The organism is Actinophytocola sp. (assembly GCF_045807065.1).
Taxonomy (GTDB): Bacteria; Actinomycetota; Actinomycetes; order Mycobacteriales; family Pseudonocardiaceae; genus Actinophytocola.
Window position 1 is genome coordinate 1 of sequence record NZ_JBJMIE010000321.1, and the last position, 17014, is coordinate 17014.

15 protein-coding genes are annotated in these 17014 nt (G+C 69.3%); 8 read left to right on the forward strand and 7 right to left on the reverse strand.

From position 1 onward, the window contains the following. Positions 1-9: 9 nt before the first annotated feature. Both ACJ73U_RS18555 and ACJ73U_RS18560 read right to left on the reverse strand, forming a co-directional pair. On the reverse strand, positions 10-414 hold the full coding sequence (locus ACJ73U_RS18555; protein WP_407778902.1) for a beta-galactosidase: 405 nt from the start codon (positions 412-414) through the stop codon (positions 10-12). Then, positions 414-2765 (reverse strand): glycoside hydrolase family 28 protein, encoded by a 2352-nt coding sequence (locus ACJ73U_RS18560; RefSeq protein WP_407778903.1) that lies wholly within the window; start codon positions 2763-2765, stop codon positions 414-416. Before ACJ73U_RS18560 ends, ACJ73U_RS18555 begins: the two co-directional genes overlap by 1 nt. Before the next feature lie 67 nt (positions 2766-2832). Here ACJ73U_RS18560 and ACJ73U_RS18565 point away from each other — a divergent pair, with 67 nt between their 5' ends. Beyond that, the gene (locus ACJ73U_RS18565; RefSeq protein WP_407778904.1) at positions 2833-3750 is read left to right on the forward strand and encodes a zinc-binding dehydrogenase; all 918 of its coding nucleotides are present in this window, start codon (positions 2833-2835) and stop codon (positions 3748-3750) included. Positions 3751-3927: 177 nt separating this feature from the next. Further along, complete coding sequence (locus ACJ73U_RS18570; protein ID WP_407778905.1) at positions 3928-4659, forward strand: glycoside hydrolase family 12 protein; 732 nt, start codon at positions 3928-3930, stop codon at positions 4657-4659. A 51-nt stretch (positions 4660-4710) separates the two neighbouring features. On the opposite strand, the gene ACJ73U_RS18575 is transcribed toward ACJ73U_RS18570, so the two are convergent. Next, positions 4711-5424, reverse strand: a complete 714-nt coding sequence (locus tag ACJ73U_RS18575) for a lasso peptide biosynthesis B2 protein (protein WP_407778906.1) — start codon at positions 5422-5424, stop codon at positions 4711-4713. Next, positions 5421-7028, reverse strand: coding sequence for an albusnodin/ikarugamycin family macrolactam cyclase (locus tag ACJ73U_RS18580; protein ID WP_407778907.1), 1608 nt, complete (start codon positions 7026-7028; stop codon positions 5421-5423). The genes ACJ73U_RS18575 and ACJ73U_RS18580 overlap by 4 nt, the downstream gene beginning before the upstream one ends. 531 nt (positions 7029-7559) lie before the next feature. On the opposite strand from ACJ73U_RS18580, the gene ACJ73U_RS18585 reads away from it, so the two are divergent. From ACJ73U_RS18585 to ACJ73U_RS18595, 3 genes are all read left to right on the forward strand, one after another. Beyond that, positions 7560-8786 (forward strand): ROK family transcriptional regulator, encoded by a 1227-nt coding sequence (locus ACJ73U_RS18585; protein WP_407778908.1) that lies wholly within the window; start codon positions 7560-7562, stop codon positions 8784-8786. Positions 8787-9059: 273 nt separating this feature from the next. Further along, a complete protein-coding gene (locus ACJ73U_RS18590; protein WP_407778909.1) occupies positions 9060-9701 on the forward strand; it encodes a hypothetical protein in 642 nt (213 codons plus the stop codon). 73 nt (positions 9702-9774) lie between these two features. Beyond that, positions 9775-10236 carry a helix-turn-helix domain-containing protein gene (locus ACJ73U_RS18595; protein ID WP_407778910.1) on the forward strand — a complete coding sequence of 154 codons (462 nt, stop codon included), beginning with the start codon at positions 9775-9777 and terminating at the stop codon, positions 10234-10236. Between the two features lie 21 nt (positions 10237-10257). Here the strand turns inward: ACJ73U_RS18595 and ACJ73U_RS18600 are convergent, their stop codons facing one another. Then, positions 10258-10452, reverse strand: coding sequence for a hypothetical protein (locus tag ACJ73U_RS18600; RefSeq protein ID WP_407778911.1), 195 nt, complete (start codon positions 10450-10452; stop codon positions 10258-10260). A 452-nt stretch (positions 10453-10904) separates the two neighbouring features. Here ACJ73U_RS18600 and ACJ73U_RS18605 point away from each other — a divergent pair, with 452 nt between their 5' ends. Then, positions 10905-12968, forward strand: coding sequence for a hypothetical protein (locus ACJ73U_RS18605; protein WP_407778912.1), 2064 nt, complete (start codon positions 10905-10907; stop codon positions 12966-12968). Next, the gene (locus tag ACJ73U_RS18610; protein WP_407778913.1) at positions 12961-14490 is read left to right on the forward strand and encodes a hypothetical protein; all 1530 of its coding nucleotides are present in this window, start codon (positions 12961-12963) and stop codon (positions 14488-14490) included. Before ACJ73U_RS18605 ends, ACJ73U_RS18610 begins: the two co-directional genes overlap by 8 nt. Here ACJ73U_RS18610 and ACJ73U_RS18615 read toward each other — a convergent pair. Together ACJ73U_RS18615 and ACJ73U_RS18620 are read right to left on the reverse strand one after the other, a co-directional pair. Next, entirely contained in the window at positions 14416-15753 is a 1338-nt protein-coding gene (locus tag ACJ73U_RS18615; RefSeq protein ID WP_407778914.1) for a DUF5919 domain-containing protein, read from the reverse strand. The genes ACJ73U_RS18610 and ACJ73U_RS18615 overlap by 75 nt on opposite strands. A gap of 27 nt (positions 15754-15780) precedes the next feature. After that, positions 15781-16482, reverse strand: coding sequence for an IclR family transcriptional regulator (locus tag ACJ73U_RS18620; protein WP_407778915.1), 702 nt, complete (start codon positions 16480-16482; stop codon positions 15781-15783). An 89-nt stretch (positions 16483-16571) separates the two neighbouring features. Here ACJ73U_RS18620 and ACJ73U_RS18625 point away from each other — a divergent pair. Beyond that, the coding region (locus ACJ73U_RS18625) for an aconitase family protein (RefSeq protein WP_407778916.1) at positions 16572-17014 on the forward strand (443 nt) is incomplete at its 3' end.

The window sequence follows — 17014 nt, forward strand, 5'->3', positions numbered from 1 at the left end:
GAAAAAAAGCTATCTCCGTGATCGCGGCCAGACGCGTCGCAATATTGCCGCGGGCAGCCGGGGCAAATCCGACATGGCCGTGGCGATTTCGGAAGGCGACCTCGTGAAGCGCTCGGGCGAAAAGTGGTCGGTGCAGCATCGCAAGTACACGCTCGCTGTGCTTCGGCTTGTACCAGAGATGGGGACGTCCAGCTTCTCCAGCTGGTCGCGCCACAGTGCCTGGCTCGGCAGCCGGAAGTAGTGGAACTCCGCCGACCACAGCCATTCCCGGTGCCCGTCGATCATCAGCGAGTACCGGTCGTAGGTGATCGTGTGGCTCGCGTGCCCCACGTGCGGCGACGCGGTGGCCGCGGCCGGCACCGGGGCGAGCGCGAGCGCGACCGCCGCCGAGACCAGCGCCATCCGAGTCCTCATCACGACCTCCCGACCGCGATCTGGTAGACCACGGTGTTCATGTTGATCCCGTCGTAGAGGTTCACCGCGACGTAGTGGCGGTCCACGTACCAGTACTGGTTGTCGTCCACGGTCAACTGTCCCGTCTGGAACGTGCCGTCGGCGGCCAGCGTGGCCGGCACCGGGTTCGGATCCCGGTCGACGAACACCCGCACCGTCCCGGCGAAACCCGGATAAGCCGCCACATCCACCTTGCCGTGTAGGGAAAAGGTTCGGGTGGGGACCGCCGTGACCACGTCGGCGGCGGCGGTGAGCGGCACGCTCGCGCCGGCCGCGGTCACGGCGACGGTCCGGTCCAACAGGTTCAGCGGCGTGGTGTGGTACACGGTCCGCCTGCCCGTGACCGGGTCGAGGTACGTGACGTTCTCGACCACGAAGTTGCGGATGTTCCTGTTCCCGCTGAACCCGGACTCGAGCGTGCTGTCGGTGTAGAACCGCGAGTCGCGGTAGTAGACGTTCTCGACCGGTGACCGCGACGCCGCGCTGCTCATCCGGAACGTCGTGCGGCCGGGCGTCATGTCGGGTGCCGTGTCGACGTCGTCGAGGTAGATGTCCCTGATGACCGGGTTGAACACGTCCGCGTTCGGGAACGGCACGGTCTCGGGGTAGTTGCCGTCGAACTGCACCATCGACACGGTCGCGCTGCGCAGCAGGCTGTGCCGCACGTAGACGTTCTCGACGTAGCCGCCGCGGTTGGCGTTGGTCTTGATCTTCAACAGCATCGCCAGCCCGGGACCGCCGAACTCGTCGCGCTCGACGAACAGGTTGCGGACGCCGCCGGACATCTCGCTGCCCGTCGAGATGGCCGCGGACCCGCCGCCGTCGTTGCCGAACACCGAGTCGCGGATGATGATGTCCTCACTGGGCGCGCGGTGCAGCCGCCCGTTGACGTTGCGCCCGGACTTGACGGCCACCCCGTCGTCGCTGACCGTGACCCGGTTGCGTTCCAGCACCACGTAACGGCTCGACTCCGGGTCCAGCCCGTCGTCGTTGTTCCAGCCGCTCGCCTCGAAGTCCTTGGTCTTGTCGCTGTAGATGTCGAGGTCGCGCACGAGCACGTGCCGCGAGCTGACCGGGTGCACGATCCAGAACGGCGTGTGGCGGATCCTGACGCCCTCGATCAGCACGTTGCTGGAGTGGTACGGCTCGATGAACGCCGGCCGGAACGTCGACGGCAGCGGCGTGACGTCGGCGGGTGGGGGCACGTCGCGCACGGTGTTCCCGTCGATGACGGGGATGGTCGCCGGCAGGTGCCCGTCGTCGCTGAAGATCCGGCGCTGGACCGGGACGTCGGCGAAGTTCATCGCGTTCAGGATGCCGTTGTCGCCGTACGGCGCGTCGAGGTTCTTGTCCTCGACGGACGGCTGGCCCCAGTAGCCCTTCTTCCAGGGCCGCCAGTTCCACATGTCCTCCTGGCCGTCCAACAGCCCGCCGCCGGTGACCGCGATGTTCGTCTGGTTCAGCGCGTAGATGAACGGCGAGAAGCTGTACAGGTCGGTGCCCTCGTAGCTGGTCAGCACGACCGGGTAGAACTCGTTCGTCTTGGTGCGGACGAACTTCACGACCGCGCCGGTCTCGACCCTGAGGTTCACGTTGCTCAGCAGCGTGATCGCGCCGGAGTAGTAGGCGCCGTCGGCGTTGCGTGACCGGTTCGCCGGCACCACGACGATGCCGCCGCCCGCGCGGTGGCAGTCGGCGACGGCCGCCGCGATCGCGTCGGTGTAGTACCAGACCCGGTGGCTGGCCGCGACGAGCGGCGAGTCCTTGACCGCCGGGTCGCCGGCCTCGTTGCCCACGAAGTAGGTCTCGGTGACCTGCCGGACCAGGTGCGCGTACCGGCGGCTGGTGATGTCGCACCTGCGGTCCGGGAAGACCGGGGTGTGCGCGTTGACCGTGCGGTCGATCTCGGCGTACCGGGCGGCGTTCCAGTAGGCGCCGTCGTGGCGGGCCGCACCGGGGTCGGCGATGGCGAACGTGTAGGCACCGGTCGAGTGGCCGTCCTCGGCGGTGACCAGGAGCCGGTCGCCGGCCTCGACCTCGCCGCGCCTGCGGTGCCCGTTCTCGTCGACGACCGACCGCCGCTGCCGCGACCCGTCCGAGGCGCCCAGGCGCGCCACGACCTGGCTGACCGCGCTGTGCGCCCGCACCGTGATCGTCGACGTGCCGACGTTCTCGACCACCGGTGCGGCACGGGACGTCGCGACCACCACGGTGCCGGTCGAGCGCACCTCGTGGGAAGCCGGTCTCGTGGCCGGCACGGCCATTCCGGACAGCGCGACCGCGGCCACGGTCAGCGACAGCAGTGCTTTCACGTCACGTCCCCTCGTCGGGAGCGCTCCCAATGTAGCCAAGCCATCGCGGAGTGTGAACCATGAGGGTGTGTTGGCGTTGAGAGTCTCCCAGGCGGTCCCGCACGTCGAGCTGCGAGAGGTGGCCGACCCGGTGCCGTCACCGGACCAGGCCGTGGTGCGTGTCGTGGCCTCGTCGCTCAACCGCGGCGAGGTCGTCGACCTGCCCGGCCGGGCCGAGGGGGCACTCGTCGGCTGGGACGTCGCGGGTGTGGTCGCCCGGGCCGCGGACAGCGGCGGGCCGCCGGTCGGGACCAGGGTGGTCGGGCTGGTGCGCGCGGGTGCCTGGGCCGAGTTGGTGGCGGTCGGGACGGGCTGGCTGGCGGAGATCCCGGCCGCGGTGCCCGACGAGCAGGCCGCGACGCTGCCGACGGCCGGCCTGACGGCGTTGCGCGCGTTGGAGGTGGGTGGTTTCACCCTGGGGAAGCGCGTGCTGGTGACCGGCGCGACGGGCGGGGTGGGGCGCATGGCCGTCCAGCTGCCCGACGCCGCCGGCGCGCACGTCACGGCCCTGGTGCGGGACGTCGCGGCGGCGCGGGAGCCGTTGCGCCGCCTGGGCGCCCGCGCGGTGGTGGACCACCTCGACGCCGACTTCGACGTGGTCGTCGACGCCGTCGGCGGCACCACCTTCGGCCACGCGATCGAACATCTGGCCCCCGGCGGACTGGTGGTGAACCTCGCGACGCGCGACCACGACGAGACGGTCACCTTCCGCGCCGCGCGCTTCGACCGGTCGCCCGGCGCGCGGATCCACACGCTCAACCTGTTCGACGAGCTGACCCGGCACGCCAGCGCGGCCAGGGACCTGCGCCGCCTGTGCGGCCTCGTGGCCGAGGGCCGCCTCGACGGCCAGGTCGGGCTGGCGGTCTCCTGGCGCGACCACGCCGCCGCGTTCGAGGCCCTGCTGCACCGCGGGATCGGCGGCAAGGCCGTCCTCCGCATCGACTGAGTGCGATGTGCGCGTTAACAGTTGAACATCATCTACGGGTGGTATGACCCCAAGAGAACGCTCACATTGTCCTCCGACGTTTCGTTGACGGGTGGCAGGCGTGTCGCTACATTGAGTCCCTGCCTGGGCTACCGACGGTCGCGACCCCTCCAGTCAACGACGACGATGGAGACCTCAATGCGAACGACACCGACCAAGCGGTGGCTCCATTTCGCGGTGGCCACGATCCTGACGGCCGGCGGCCTGCTCGTCGCGGGTCCGGCGCAGGCCGAGTCCACCGGCGAATACCAGACGCAGGCGGCCTGGTCCTCGACGGACAAGTGGGCAACCTGGTCCAACGGCGGCTACACGGTCCGCAACGACGTGTGGGGCAGCGGCGCCGGTCCGCAGACCATCTGGGCCAACTCGTACAGCAACTGGGGTGTGTGGGCGAATCACCCCAACACCGGCGGTGTGAAGGCCTACCCGCATTCCGCGCGGAACGTGGGGAGGAACCTGAGCGCACTGCACAGCGTGTCGAGCAGTTTCAACGTGACGAGGCCGAGTGGCGGCGCCTACGAGACCGCGTACGACATCTGGGCGAACAACAACGCCTACGAGATAATGCTGTGGATGAACAAGCAGGGCGCGGTGGGCCCGCTGGGTTCGAAACAGACCACGGCCACGGTCGGCGGGCACACCTGGGACGTCTACAGCGGCAGCAACGGCTCGAACGCCGTCTTCTCCTTCGTACGCACCGGGAACACGAACGCCGGTTCGGTGGACGTCCTGGCCGTGCTGAACTGGATCCGCGGCCGCGGCTGGTTCGGCGACGTCACCCTGGGCGAGGTCCAGTTCGGCTTCGAGATCACCTCGTCGAGCGGTGGGATGGACTTCGCGAGCAACAGCTACTCCGTCTCGTTCTCCTGACAGCCGAACGCGGAAGGCGCGCTCGGTGCCCAGAGCGCGCCTTCCGCGGCGTCACACCCTTGTCACGCGTGTGTAGGTCGGCAGGATGGGATCGTCCGTCACCGCCGTGACCGGTGTGCCGGTGACCTCGATCCAGGAGTGGAACGTCTGGGGATCCGTCGCGAAGCCGAAGCACCAGTCGATGCGCCGCCGAAGCAGCGCTGCGGTGAGCACTGCGGTGAGTGACAGCTCCAGACAGGCGACCCGGCCGGGGTGGTGCCTGGTCACGAACGTCGCGGTGGCCAGCAGGTGCGCCGCCTCCGCCAGGGTGGCGTCGCGAGTGGCCAGCCGCCGCTTGAGCGTGCTGACGAGCGTGGTCGACGTGCGGAACGGCAGCCGCAGCAGCACAAGGGCCACCACGAAGGCCACTCCGGCGACGACGCGGTGCCGCTGGGGAACCGCGCCCGGCGCGTCCGGTGTGGCCATCAGCACCGCGGCCGGGTAACGGGTGTAGGTACCAGTCGACTGGAGAAGCCCACGACGGACGAGTTCGGTGATCACCCGCTCGACGTCCCCCCGGATGCGGTCCGGTGGCACGTCCCGGTGGCGCTGGACGAGACGGTCGACGGCGTCATCGATGTCTCCGGAGCTACCAAGCGTCTGGTAAAGGTCCGCGCCGGCGCGGTTGAGGCTGTGCCAGACGCCGGTGTTCTCGTTGAGCAGCACCATGCGCCCGTCGGACTCCGGCACCGCACGCACTCCGTCGGGTATCACGAAACTCGTCATGCCGACCCCACCTTTCCCTGCGTGTCCCGGAGCCACAGTTCGACGGCGATGACCTGGCTCAGCGCGTCCCAGCGCGTCGGCAGGCCCTGCACGGCGTTGTCGAGCGCTGCCAGCACGGGTCCGGGTTCGATCAGCCCGCAGTCCGCGGCCGCCGACTCCGCGAGCAGTCGGCGCAGCGCCGGCGCGGCGTGGCGCAGCCCGTGGTGGGACTCCCTGCTGTAGTCGCCCTTGGCGGGGTGCGCCAGCACGGCTTTGGGCACCAGACCGGACAGCGCGCGTCGGAGCAGCGGCTTGTGCACGGCCGGGTCGACGCGGCGGTGGGCGGCCAGGGACAGGCACGCACGCGCCACGTCCGCGTCGAGGAACGGCGCGTGGACGTCGATCCCGAACTCGCGACCGGCGTCCCGGACGGCGCGCTGGGTCAGTGCCTGGCCGCGTAACCAGCTCATGGTCACCCGGTCACCGATGTCGTCGTGGCCGTCGTCCTGGTCGGCCAACGCATGGAGCTCCGCCGTCAGCCGCCGCCGCGCTCCCGGCGCCAACCAGTCGGCGGGCGGGCGGCGCCAGTAGCAGACCCAGTCGTCTTCCCAGGAGGTCGCGCCGGTTGGCATGCCGCGCTGGAGTTCTCGGGCCAGGGTGAGCAGGGCACGGCGCCTGCTCGTCGCGCCCAGCACCATGGCCCTGCGGAACAACCGGAGCGGCGAGCTGGCGCGCAGGCGCGCCCATGCCATGCAGTGCCGCCACAGCGTCGCGAGGTCCCGCGTCCGTGCCAGGTCGGCGAGGTACGCGGGCGGCGCGCCAAGCAAGACGTCGCCACCCTCGCCCACGAGGTGCAGGTCGGCGCCGAGGTCACGGGCGGCGCCGAGCCGGGCTCGCAGGGGCCCGAGGAACATCGGCGTGGGATGGGGTTCGTCAGCTGCGGCGACCAGGTCCTGAAAGGGAAGGTGATCGGCCGGCGTCGCCACCAGGTGATGCGCCAGTCCCGCGTTGAGCCGGGCGAAATTGCGAGCACGCTTGACGTCGTCACTCGGAACACCCGCGCGGCATGAGGTGAGCGCGACGACGGGTGTTTCCGCGGCGGCCAAAAAAGCCAAGGACGTCGAGTCGAAGCCGCCGCTGAAGTCCGAACTCACCCGGTTGGCAATGCTGAGCCGAGCCGACACCGCCACGGACAGATGGTGACGCAACTGTTCGGCCGCATCGGCCAAAGTAATGGCCGATTCGGTCCGAATGCGCCGATGTTCGGTTTGTTGTACCCCACGATCATCAGCACGAAAAACAGTACCCTCAGAAATCCGACGAACCCGCTGAAACGCCGTCCGCGTGGCGAACAGATCGGGCGTGTCCGGGCAGGCGATGCGTGCCGCCAGTACCACGAGATCAACAGTGTCACCAATCTCGGCCGCCAAAGCCGAAGCACGAGACCCCACCAGCACCCGATCTCGGTCCTGTGCCGTGAAGAGCGGGAACTGCCCAACCGGATCGGAGCACGCCGACAGCCCGTCAGGGCCGATGAGCATCACCGAACTGCACGCGATCGAGGAGGCAAGGGCAGTGACACTCTCGCTTTCCGCCGCATGCTCACGGAGGAGGCCCTGCCCCATGACGACTGACGACCGAACCGGCCCAGCCTCTCCGCTGTCCGGTCCGGACCCGAGGAAGCGCGCTCCTCGTCCCGGTGAGAAGCAGGCGACGAGGGTTTCCGTGCCCGCACGCGTTGAACAGGTGGTGAACACCTGACTACAACTCACTTGGTCGGCTAATATAGACCCTGACCATTACTATCCGCCCCGCCTGTGGAACTCCCTCGTGTCACCTCGAACACCGGCCCCAGATCAAATACCAGTGGCGTCTCGTAATCCTTGGATGAATCACCGGATGGTGAGTTCTCCTCACGAGTGCCTTCAATCACGTTTGCGCCTCCTGATACCTCGATCCTCAAGAGAGCAGAAGGCCCCTGTTGACAGGAATAGCACATTTTCCAGGCATTTGCCAGGGCCTGTGTTCCCCAGTCAGGCCCACCGACCTCTTGAAGATCCACAACTTGTAGGTCGCGATGATACAACGCGCTCAAGCGGCCGTACGCTAAGGTTTGGGACCTGACCGTCTTCGAATTGAAGACTGGGGAGTGTGGTATGAACGACCGCGGCCGCGACGCGCCATTTGACGCTCGTACACTGTTGACGTCGCGGACCGACTCCCTGCGCGAGGCGAACCGGCGGCGCATCATCCGCGCGGTCATGGTCACCCCGGGCACCCAGGTCAGTATCGCGCGGCAGACGCACCTGTCCCAGGCGACGATTTCCGCCGTTGTGAACGAGCTAGTCCAGGAGGGTGTGTTCGTCGTCGACAGCGGCGAAGGGGAGCGCGGGAAGCGGGTACGCCTCGGCCCTGTCCGCGGTGCGGCCGTGGGGGTGGAGGTCAACCACAGCAGTGTGACGGTCGCGGCCCGACCCGTGGGAGCGGCCGACGTCGAGTACTCCACGGTCGAGTTCGGCGCCGACCAGTCGGGCAACCTCTGGTTCAGGCGTGCTGTTCGGCTGATCCGGGAGACCGTGGAACGAACTGGCCTGACCAGTGATCACATCGTGTCGATCGGCGTCGGTATTCCGGCCGCCATCGACCCACGGACGAGCAGGATCACGCAGGTCTCCTCGTCGCTGGGGTGGAACATGACCGGCGACCCGAGGGACCAGTTCCAGCACGAGTTCTCCAATGTGCCCGTGATTGTCGACAACGAGGCGAACTTGGCGGCGTACGGGGAATACGTCCACGGTGTCGGGCTAGACGGCCACGAGACGATGTTGTACGTCAAGGCCTCGGTCGGCATCGGCGCCGGACTGATCGTCGGTGGTCTGATCTTCCGGGGCCGGCACGGAATCGCGGGAGAAATGGGCCACCTCGCCATGGACACCGACGGAACGGTGTGCCGGTGCGGTAATCGCGGGTGCCTGGAGACCCTGATCGGCGGTATTCGTCTGCTCTCGCAGGTCCGGGAGGCATACGCCGGATACCGGATTGATTCTCCTCAGTCCCTGGAAAGTCTGATCGAGCGCGCCAAGGGTGGTGATCCCGTGTGCCGGCGCGTGCTGACGGACGCGGCACGCGTCATGGGTCTCGCGCTCGCGAAGGTGTGCAACCTGTTGAACCCGGAGATCGTCGTGCTCGGCGGCGAGTTGGGCATGGCCGCGGACCTGCTCCTCACGGTCATCGAGGATTCCATGCGGCTGCACGCGCTGCGCGGCATGTTCGATCCCGAATTCGCTCCTGTGCGGGTCGTTGGTTCCGAACTCGGTCGGCAGGCCGGCGCCCGCGGCGCGCTCAGCTTCGCGCTCCAGGTCGACCAGACAATTCCCGCCTGATGGTAAATGGCGTGTCCGCGTGAGGAGCAACGGCTTCAAATTGAACGGACAGCAACCGCGATATCACGTCCGCCCAACACGTAATCCAAGCAGCGTAGGACTTTGATCGAACGCGCGGCGGATGTCGAATCATACGAACTGGAAAACGTTGTCAGCTGTGCGCGGGCGGTCCTACGATCAACGCCTCGCCTTTCCAGTTCCTCAGTTGATTCCGACAGGTGGATCGCCGGCCACCGCAGACGACGTAGTGGTACTTCCCAGGGGAGGGAAGCGATGGAGCATCTGCCAACGCACAGGTCGATCCTGGTCTTCGACGTAGAAGGGTTCTCCGAGCCCTACCGGGACGACCGCGCCAGGACGGCGGTTCGTGCCGCCCTCTACGGCGTGCTTCGGGAGGCGTTCCAGGCCGCCGGGCTGGCGTGGCCGCCCGAGGGGCACGAGGACCGCGGCGACGGTGTCATCGTGCTCGTCTCGCCGCTCGTGCCGAAGGTCCTGTTGATCGACCCGCTGCTGGACTGCCTGTGCGCGGCACTGGCGGAGCACAACCGCAACGCGCGGCTCGCCGAGCGGTTCCGCCTCCGCTGCGCCGTCCACGCCGGCGAGGTGTCGAACGACCCGTACGGCATGTCGGGCATCGACCTGATCCTCGCCTGCCGCATGCTGGACGCGGCGGAACTCCGCACCGCCCTGCGCAACTGCCCGGTCGACGTGGCCACGAGCTTCTCGGACGCCTTCTACGAGGCCGCCGTCCGTCACGGCTACCGCGACATCGACCCGGCCACTTACCACCCGGTGCTCGTACAGGTGAAGAAGAACCGTATCCACGCCTGGATCCACCTTCCAGGCACGGCGGCTCCGCCAGTGCTCACCCCGGCGGCCTCGGGGCACCCCGCACCGCGCCGGCGTCGGGTGTAACGCCCCTAGCCTCTTGCACCCGAAGTTCGTTGATGAATTGTAGGGTTGTCGGGCGGCTAGTAGGGGTCGGCCGGTGGCCAAGGTGACGCTGACGGACGAGGAAGCGCGAGACGCTGGTGCGGTGGGCTCGGCCGGCGAAGTCCTCGCAGGCCCTGGCGCAGCGGTGTCGGATGGTGCTGGGGTGTGCGGGAGGGAAGTCCAATCCGGTGTTGCGGCCGAGTTGGGTGTCTGGCCGCAGACGGTGGGCAAGTGGCGTCGCGGGTTCCTGGACCGGCCGTTGGAGGGGCTGGTGGACGAGGCGCGTCCGGGTGCGCCTCGTAAGATCACCGACGAGCAGGTGGAAGAGGTCGTGGTCGCCACCCTGCAGCGTCAACCCGAGGACGCCACGCACTGGCCGCAGGCCTCGATGGCGACGAGAGCAGAGCGGACTGTCGCGTTCCACGGTGGGACGGGTCTGACCTGGAATGACATCCCAAGCCCCTCTCATCGAAGAAGGCTGTGGACGAGATCCTCGACCGTCTCGCCCACATCTTGATCGAAGTCCTGGCGCAGAGCACTAGATCCCCTCACGTCGAAGACCTCCTGACGCCACGACGCCGAGAGCCCGGGTCGCGCCCATGCCGGCAAGCAGTGCGACGCCATGCTGGCCCTCGGCGGGAGCAAGTGCCACCGCGCACGTCACCGCGGCGGCGAGAGTCTCGCGTTGGGACGGCGCGGCGAACAACACGACCGCGGCGACGAGCGCCGCCATCGCCGCTGCGCGGATTCCATCGAAGCCCTAGCCGATCAATGTGTGATGTAGCACATGACGACCGGTTCGGCCCACTGGTTCATGAGTGGTCCGCCAACAACCGGACCACCATCCCACTCGCCAGACCACAGATCGCGATCGAGTCGCCGCCCCGATAGGTGCCAGGCGAACGCGGTCAACTGCCCCGCGGCCGTGGCCGCCACGAACAGGGTGACCCAGTGGAGGCGGGACAGGTGCCGCTCGGCCACGTGCCGACCAGTGCGAGCGTGACCAGGTTCCGTTACCACCTGGTATCAGCCAAGGGTCTGCACGAACAGCTGTCCTCAGACGCCACCAAACTACTGTGCGGACCGAGCACCGAGGCTGGCGTTCAGCTGAGACCGGCAGACCCAGGTGTGTTCACTCGCCACGATCGGTAGTCTTGTGGTCTCACCGGGGATTGGGAGCGCGTGGTGCCGAGCAGGTCGCGGGAGAGTGATCGGCTGCGGCGTTTCCTCAACGCGTTGCACAGGACGCCCATCCCCACCGCGCCGCAGCCGCACGACGGTTACCAGGAGGCGCTCGGGCTCAACCTGCTCGCGCTCGGGTTGCGGCTTGAGCACATCGACCGGATGAGCGAGGCGCTCACGCTCGCCGACTCGACCCACATGGCGCGCACGGTCAGCGTCGACATCAACATGAACGTGCTCACCGCCGAGCAGAAGTGGGCGTTGCGTACCGAACCGGGGGACGACGAGCCGGCCTCGGTGTGGGTACCCGTGTCCCGGCAGTCGCGCAGCGACCAGGCCTCGTTCGTGGTGCGGGACGGCGCCGGGAACGTCGTCCCGCGCACCACGCAGGTGGAGAACGGGCGCGCGATGATCCACGGGCTTCACCGCGCCTTCCGCATGTTCCTCACCTCCGACCGGCGCACCGAGGACCCGAAGGAGCTCCTGCACGGCATCCGCCACAGTCTCAACCGGTCGCGGTGGCTCATCGAGGCGACCATCACCGCCATGGTCACCAACGGCCGGCAGATCCTCGGCGCGCTGCCGCCACCGCCGGCGGACAGCGGCCGAGCGACCGACTCCGACATCATCCGCGACAAGGCCGCCGCGGCGGTCACGCAGCTGTTCGAGCCGGACAGTCCCTTCCTGCGCCTGCTCGACATCGCCTCCTCCGAGTACCTGCTCGTCGTCGCGATGCCGACCAGCGCGGCGCAGGCGTTCATCCAGTTCGAGGCGCCGGTCATCCCGGCCCGCTCGAAGCACCTCAACCCCCGCAACGCGTTGGCGCGCTGGGGAGGCATCCGGCACGAGTTCACCGTGCGGTACTCCACGCTCATCCCGCGGGCCGTGAACTCCTACCACGTGACCGCGGAGGTGCCCTCGGAGATCCAGGTCCGCCGCTTCTTCCTCGTCACCGACGTCGACTCCCCGGCACTGCAGTCGCTCGTCGCGGACATGCGGGCGGTGGCGGACAAGTACGACACGCTCCGCGCGGTCGCGCCGAAGCTGCTCGAACTGGAGCTGCAGGGCATCGCCAGCCGGCTCGCCGAGTTCGGCCGCCGGCGCCAGCGCGACCTCGAGTCCTTCCGGGCGTACGTGGAGGAGCGGTACGCCACCTTCTCGAGCCGGCCGCCGCGTTTCCCGACGCGCCCGGACACCACGATCGCCACCGGCGACACCGGCCTGACGCTCGACGAGCCCATCGTCGCGCGGCTGGAACGGTTCGCGAACCTGTACGAGGCGGACTACTTCCGCAAGCTCGCCGAGGGCCTGCTGCCGGCGCGGACCCTCCTCGACCTGGCCGACGAGCTGGAGAACACCCAGGTGGACCAGGACATCCACGTCGACAACGACCCGCGCGAGAACGCCGGCCACGCGCAGTGGCAGCGCCGGCCGTTCGGCGCGGACCCGGGCTCGGTCGAACCGGTCACCTCGAGCGTCTACATGGCACTGGTCGACGATCCGCCGTCGCTGGCGTCCAACGTGGCGAAGCTGCTGCTCGCCGTGCTCCTGCTGGTCGTCTGCTTCGGCGTGGTGATGGAACCGGACTACTTCAGCGGCATCCCCGTGCTGGGTGCGCTCGGCAAGTGGTTCCAGCCGAAGATCGACGGCGGCGGACCCATCTCGTCGGCGGACGCCGTCGTCACGATGCTGCTGCTGGTGCCCGGCCTCCTGCTGTCCCGCCTGGAGATCCCGTCGAACAAGACCGTGCTCGGCCAGCTCCGGCTGTTCCCGCGCTACGTCGCCTACGCCTCGGTCATCATCGCCGGTGCGCTGGCGCTGCTGGTCGCGTCCGGGCGGTCCGGCTCGCTGGACCGGCCGTTCCTGACCGGGATGATCGCGCTGCTGGTGCTGTTCCTGCTCGTCGGGCTGGACGGCGTCGGCAAGGCGATGAAGCGGCGCCGGCGGGTGCCGGTCAACCGGGTGACCCCGAGCTGGCTGGTGCAGGAGATCCGCGGCCACCCGGTGCGGCACTGGAAACGCTGCCGCGCCGAGTTCTCCACGATCGGCATCGAAGAAGATGGCTAACCCCGGCCTCCGCCATCCCGCGCTGGCCGCCGTCGCCGCCCGCGCGGCCACCGCGGGCAGCCCGTCGGTGCTGTTCGACATCAGCCACGACGGCCCGGAGACCGGGATGCCGGCCGTCGAGCTGCTGCCGCCGACCGCGCGGGACCGGACCGCCACGGAGACGCTGGCGTTCCACGTCGCGGGTGTGGGGTTCCAGGTGCACACGTGGACGCCGGTGACGCCGAGCAAGCAGCAGGACGGCGTGACGACCAACCGGATCGCGGTGCGCCGCCATGACGCGGGCGGGCACACGCGCGGGTTGTTCGCCGGCAACGTCGTGATCAACCCCGACTTCCTCTACGACGCCGAGCACAGCGTCGAGATCCTGGTCACGCTCGACCACGAGCCGTGGCGGCCCACCTACGCCGACTCGCTCATGATCACCCTGGCCTACCAGGGGATGACCGCGGCCGCCGCCGCCGACCACGGTGCGCCGGTGCTGTTCCTGCAGTCCCCGGTCGCGCCGTTCCGCGACCCCGGGCGGCAGTTCCGGGTGGACGGCTCCGGCGAGGCGCCGAGGGTGGCCAACGGGATGGCGCTGCGGATGCTCGTCGGGCTGGAGCAGGACGACCACGGCAAGCGGATCTCGTTGATGTGCGCGCTCGCCGAGCTGGCCACCGAGAACGGGTTCGGGCTGCAGGTGGCCGACCGGCGGTTCGGGCGCGTGCGTGGCGAGTGGTGGTCGGTGCTGCCACAGGACCGCGAACGGTACGAGGCCAGGCGGGCGGAGCTGTTCGGCTGGGCGCCGGACGTGCGGCCCACCGCGGTGCAGCTGCTGACGTTCGTCGGTCCCGCGCGGCTCGGGTCGTCGGCGGCCATCGCGGCGGACCTGCTGTCCCGCAACGTCGGGATGCTCGCCGTGTCCGAGTCGACCATGCAGGAGATCGCGTTCATCAACATGGTGGTGCCGCTGGCCCCGGCGCGGATCGGCCGCGGGCGGCTGTCGAGCGCGACGCTCTCGATCGCCGACGGCCTCGGCCAGACGGCGAGCGAGTGCGGCCTGACCCGCCGGCAGGCCGTGCGGAGCAAGAGCCGGGTCACCGACTCCGCGGCGACGGACTACCGGGTGCTGCGCACGGGCCCGATGCGCCCACCCATCAAGGAGGCGCTGGCCGCGGTCGAGCACCCGCTGTGGCTGTCGTGGGGAGTGCCCATGTCGGAGGCGTTGCGGCGGTTGGACGTCGCGGAGCTGGTGGTCGAGCAGCTGCTGGCGGCCACCGACCGGGTGGCCGGCGCCCGGATCGACTACTACCGCGCCCGCCTCCTGCCCCACGGGTACGTCGCGGGCCGGGCGAAGATCGCCGTGTCCCTTGTGGACGGGGTGCCGGAGGCGAAGATCCCGGGCCTGCTCAGCGAGCTGTGCCCCTGGGCCCAGCGCGAGTCGGTGGCCCGCCTGCTGGACGAGGACCTACCCCTGAGCGCCGTCCGGCTGCGTCTCGCGTGGCGGGAGCGCTGGCTGGGGCACACCGGCGTGGTCGCCTGACACGGGCGTCGCGCTGTCCCAGAGCTTCTCCGCCTCGGTCCGGAAGTCCCGGTAGGCCGGATCGCCCGCCGTGAGCACGAACTTCGGCTTGGCCAGGTCCCGGTAGACGTAGTACTCGGCGAACAACGCGCTGTCGGTGACGACCTGCAGCACCGAGATGAGGTGCGTGGTCAGCCGCACCTCGAGGTCACCGCCGGTGGAGGACTTCAGCTCCGCCAGCAGCCGCAGGGTGTGCTCGATCCGCTCCCGGAAGCCTTCCGGCGTCCGCACCGGGAAGTAGCGGGCGGCCGCCATGTCGATCGCCGGGCCGGCCGGGTCGGCGAGCAGGACCCGGACCCGGTGGCCGGACTGGAGCTTCTTCTCCAGCCGCCGGTAGTGGTTGTTCACGAAGATGTTCCTGGCGACCCCGGTGACGAGCAGGTCGGTCGCGCCCGCGACGGCCTCGTCCAGCTCCGGCCCGAACTCGTCGAGGAACACCGGCCGGGGTGCCCGGGCGGCACGCGCCTCCAGGGACAGCGGCCATTCCGCGCCGGCCGCCCACAACCGCTCCGCCTCGGCCAGGAAGTGTTGGTACCACGCCCCGTCCGCCGGGGTCAGTACGAAGATCGGCGCCGCCTCCCCGGCGGGCCGGTACTCGTAGTGCTGCACGGTCACGAGCCCGCGCTGGCTCTCGGCGTCGACGCAGTTGAACCCGGCGGGCGGGATGTCCGAGGACACCCGGATCTCGAGTCGCCCGTCGATGTGCTCGCGCAGGGAGGTGAGGTCGTCGAGCGTCGTCAGGATCCGCGCGCGCAGCTTGTCCGGCCCGACGTTCGCCAGGTTCCGCCGGTCCGCGGCTTCGAGGAGCGACCGGTCGGTGGGGTCGAGGACGAGTACCCGGACCCGGCCCCCTGCCGCGAGGATCCTCGACAAGTCGGACCGGATGCCGTGCACCGTGCGGGACATGGCCAGGCCGACGAGGAGGAGGTCCTTCGCCGCCGCGCGCCGGGAGACCAGCGCGGCGGGGAACTCCCGCGTGAACACGGCGGCCAGGCCGCCGCGGGAGGAGTTCCGGATCTGCTCGACCAGCTTCCTGGAGCGGATCTGGGAGAAGGCCAGCAGCGCCAGCAGGGCCACCACGACCGCGGAGGTCGTCCGCACGTCCGAGATGCCTGTGATGCCCAGCACGGTGAAGACCAGCGCCACCGTGCCGAGCAGGTACAGGTCCAGGTTCTCGTCGCTGATGAACCTGATCAGCGAGCGTCGCACACGCCCGTTCGCCATGCCGGACCCCCAGTCTGGTTCGGACGGTCAGAGCCGGGACTGCAGCGCGTCCGCGGCCGCCAGCAGGTCCGCCGCCCAGCGCGCGCCCGGGCGCCTGCCCATGCGGTCGATGGGCCCCGACACGGAAACCGCCGCCACGACCTGACCGGCGGCGTCCCGCACCGGCGCGGAAACGCTTGCTACGCCTGGTTCCCGCTCGGCCACGCTCTGCGCCCACCCGCGCCGCCGGACCTCCAGCAGTGCCCGCTCGCCGAACACCGCGTCGGTCAGCAGTGCGCGCTGGGTGGCCGGATCGGTCCACGCCGCAAGGACCTTCGCGCCGGAGCCGGCGGTCATCGGGAGCCTGGCGCCGACCGGCACGGTGTCGCGCAGGCCACTCGGCGGCTCGGCGGTGGAGATGCAGACGCGGTGCACGCCGTCGCGCCGGTAGAGCTGCACGCTCTCGCCGGTGCGGTCCCGCAGCCGTGGCAACACCGAGCTCGCGGCATCCAGGAGTGGGTCGACCGCGCCGCCGGCCAACTCGGCCAGCGCCGCACCCGGCCGCCACCGTCCGTCGCTTCCCCTGCGCAGTAAGCGATGCACCTCGAGGCCCACCGCGAGCCGGTGCGCGGTCGCGCGGGGAAGGCCGGTGCGGGTGCACAGCTCGGCCAGCCCGCAGGGCTCCTTCGCGACGGCCTGAAGCACGGCCATTGCCTTGTCCAGTACACCGATGCCGCTATGCTGTCCCACGTCTCGATATTAAGTTCCCGCTATATGGGATGTCCAGTATTTCAGATCGTGAGAACACGAACTTCTGACGTCGATGGGTGAGTAAGGCAATGGGAAAGACACTTGCCGAGAAGGTATGGGACCAACACGTCGTCCGGCGGGGGTCCGGCGCGGAACCGGATCTCCTTTACATCGACCTCCACCTGGTCCACGAGGTGACGAGTCCGCAGGCGTTCGACGGCCTGCGCCTGTCCGGGCGCCCGGTGCGCCGGCCCGATCTCACCATCGCGACGGAGGACCACAACGTCCCGACGGTGGACATCGACCTGCCGATCGCGGACCCGGTGTCCCGCACACAGGTGGAGACGCTGCGCAAGAACTGCGCGGAGTTCGGCATCCGGCTGCACCCGATGGGTGACGCGGAGCAGGGCATCGTGCACGTGGTCGGCCCACAGCTCGGCCTCACGCAGCCCGGGATGACCGTGGTGTGCGGGGACAGTCACACCTCGACCCACGGCGCCTTCGGCGGACTCGCGTTCGGCATCGGCACCTC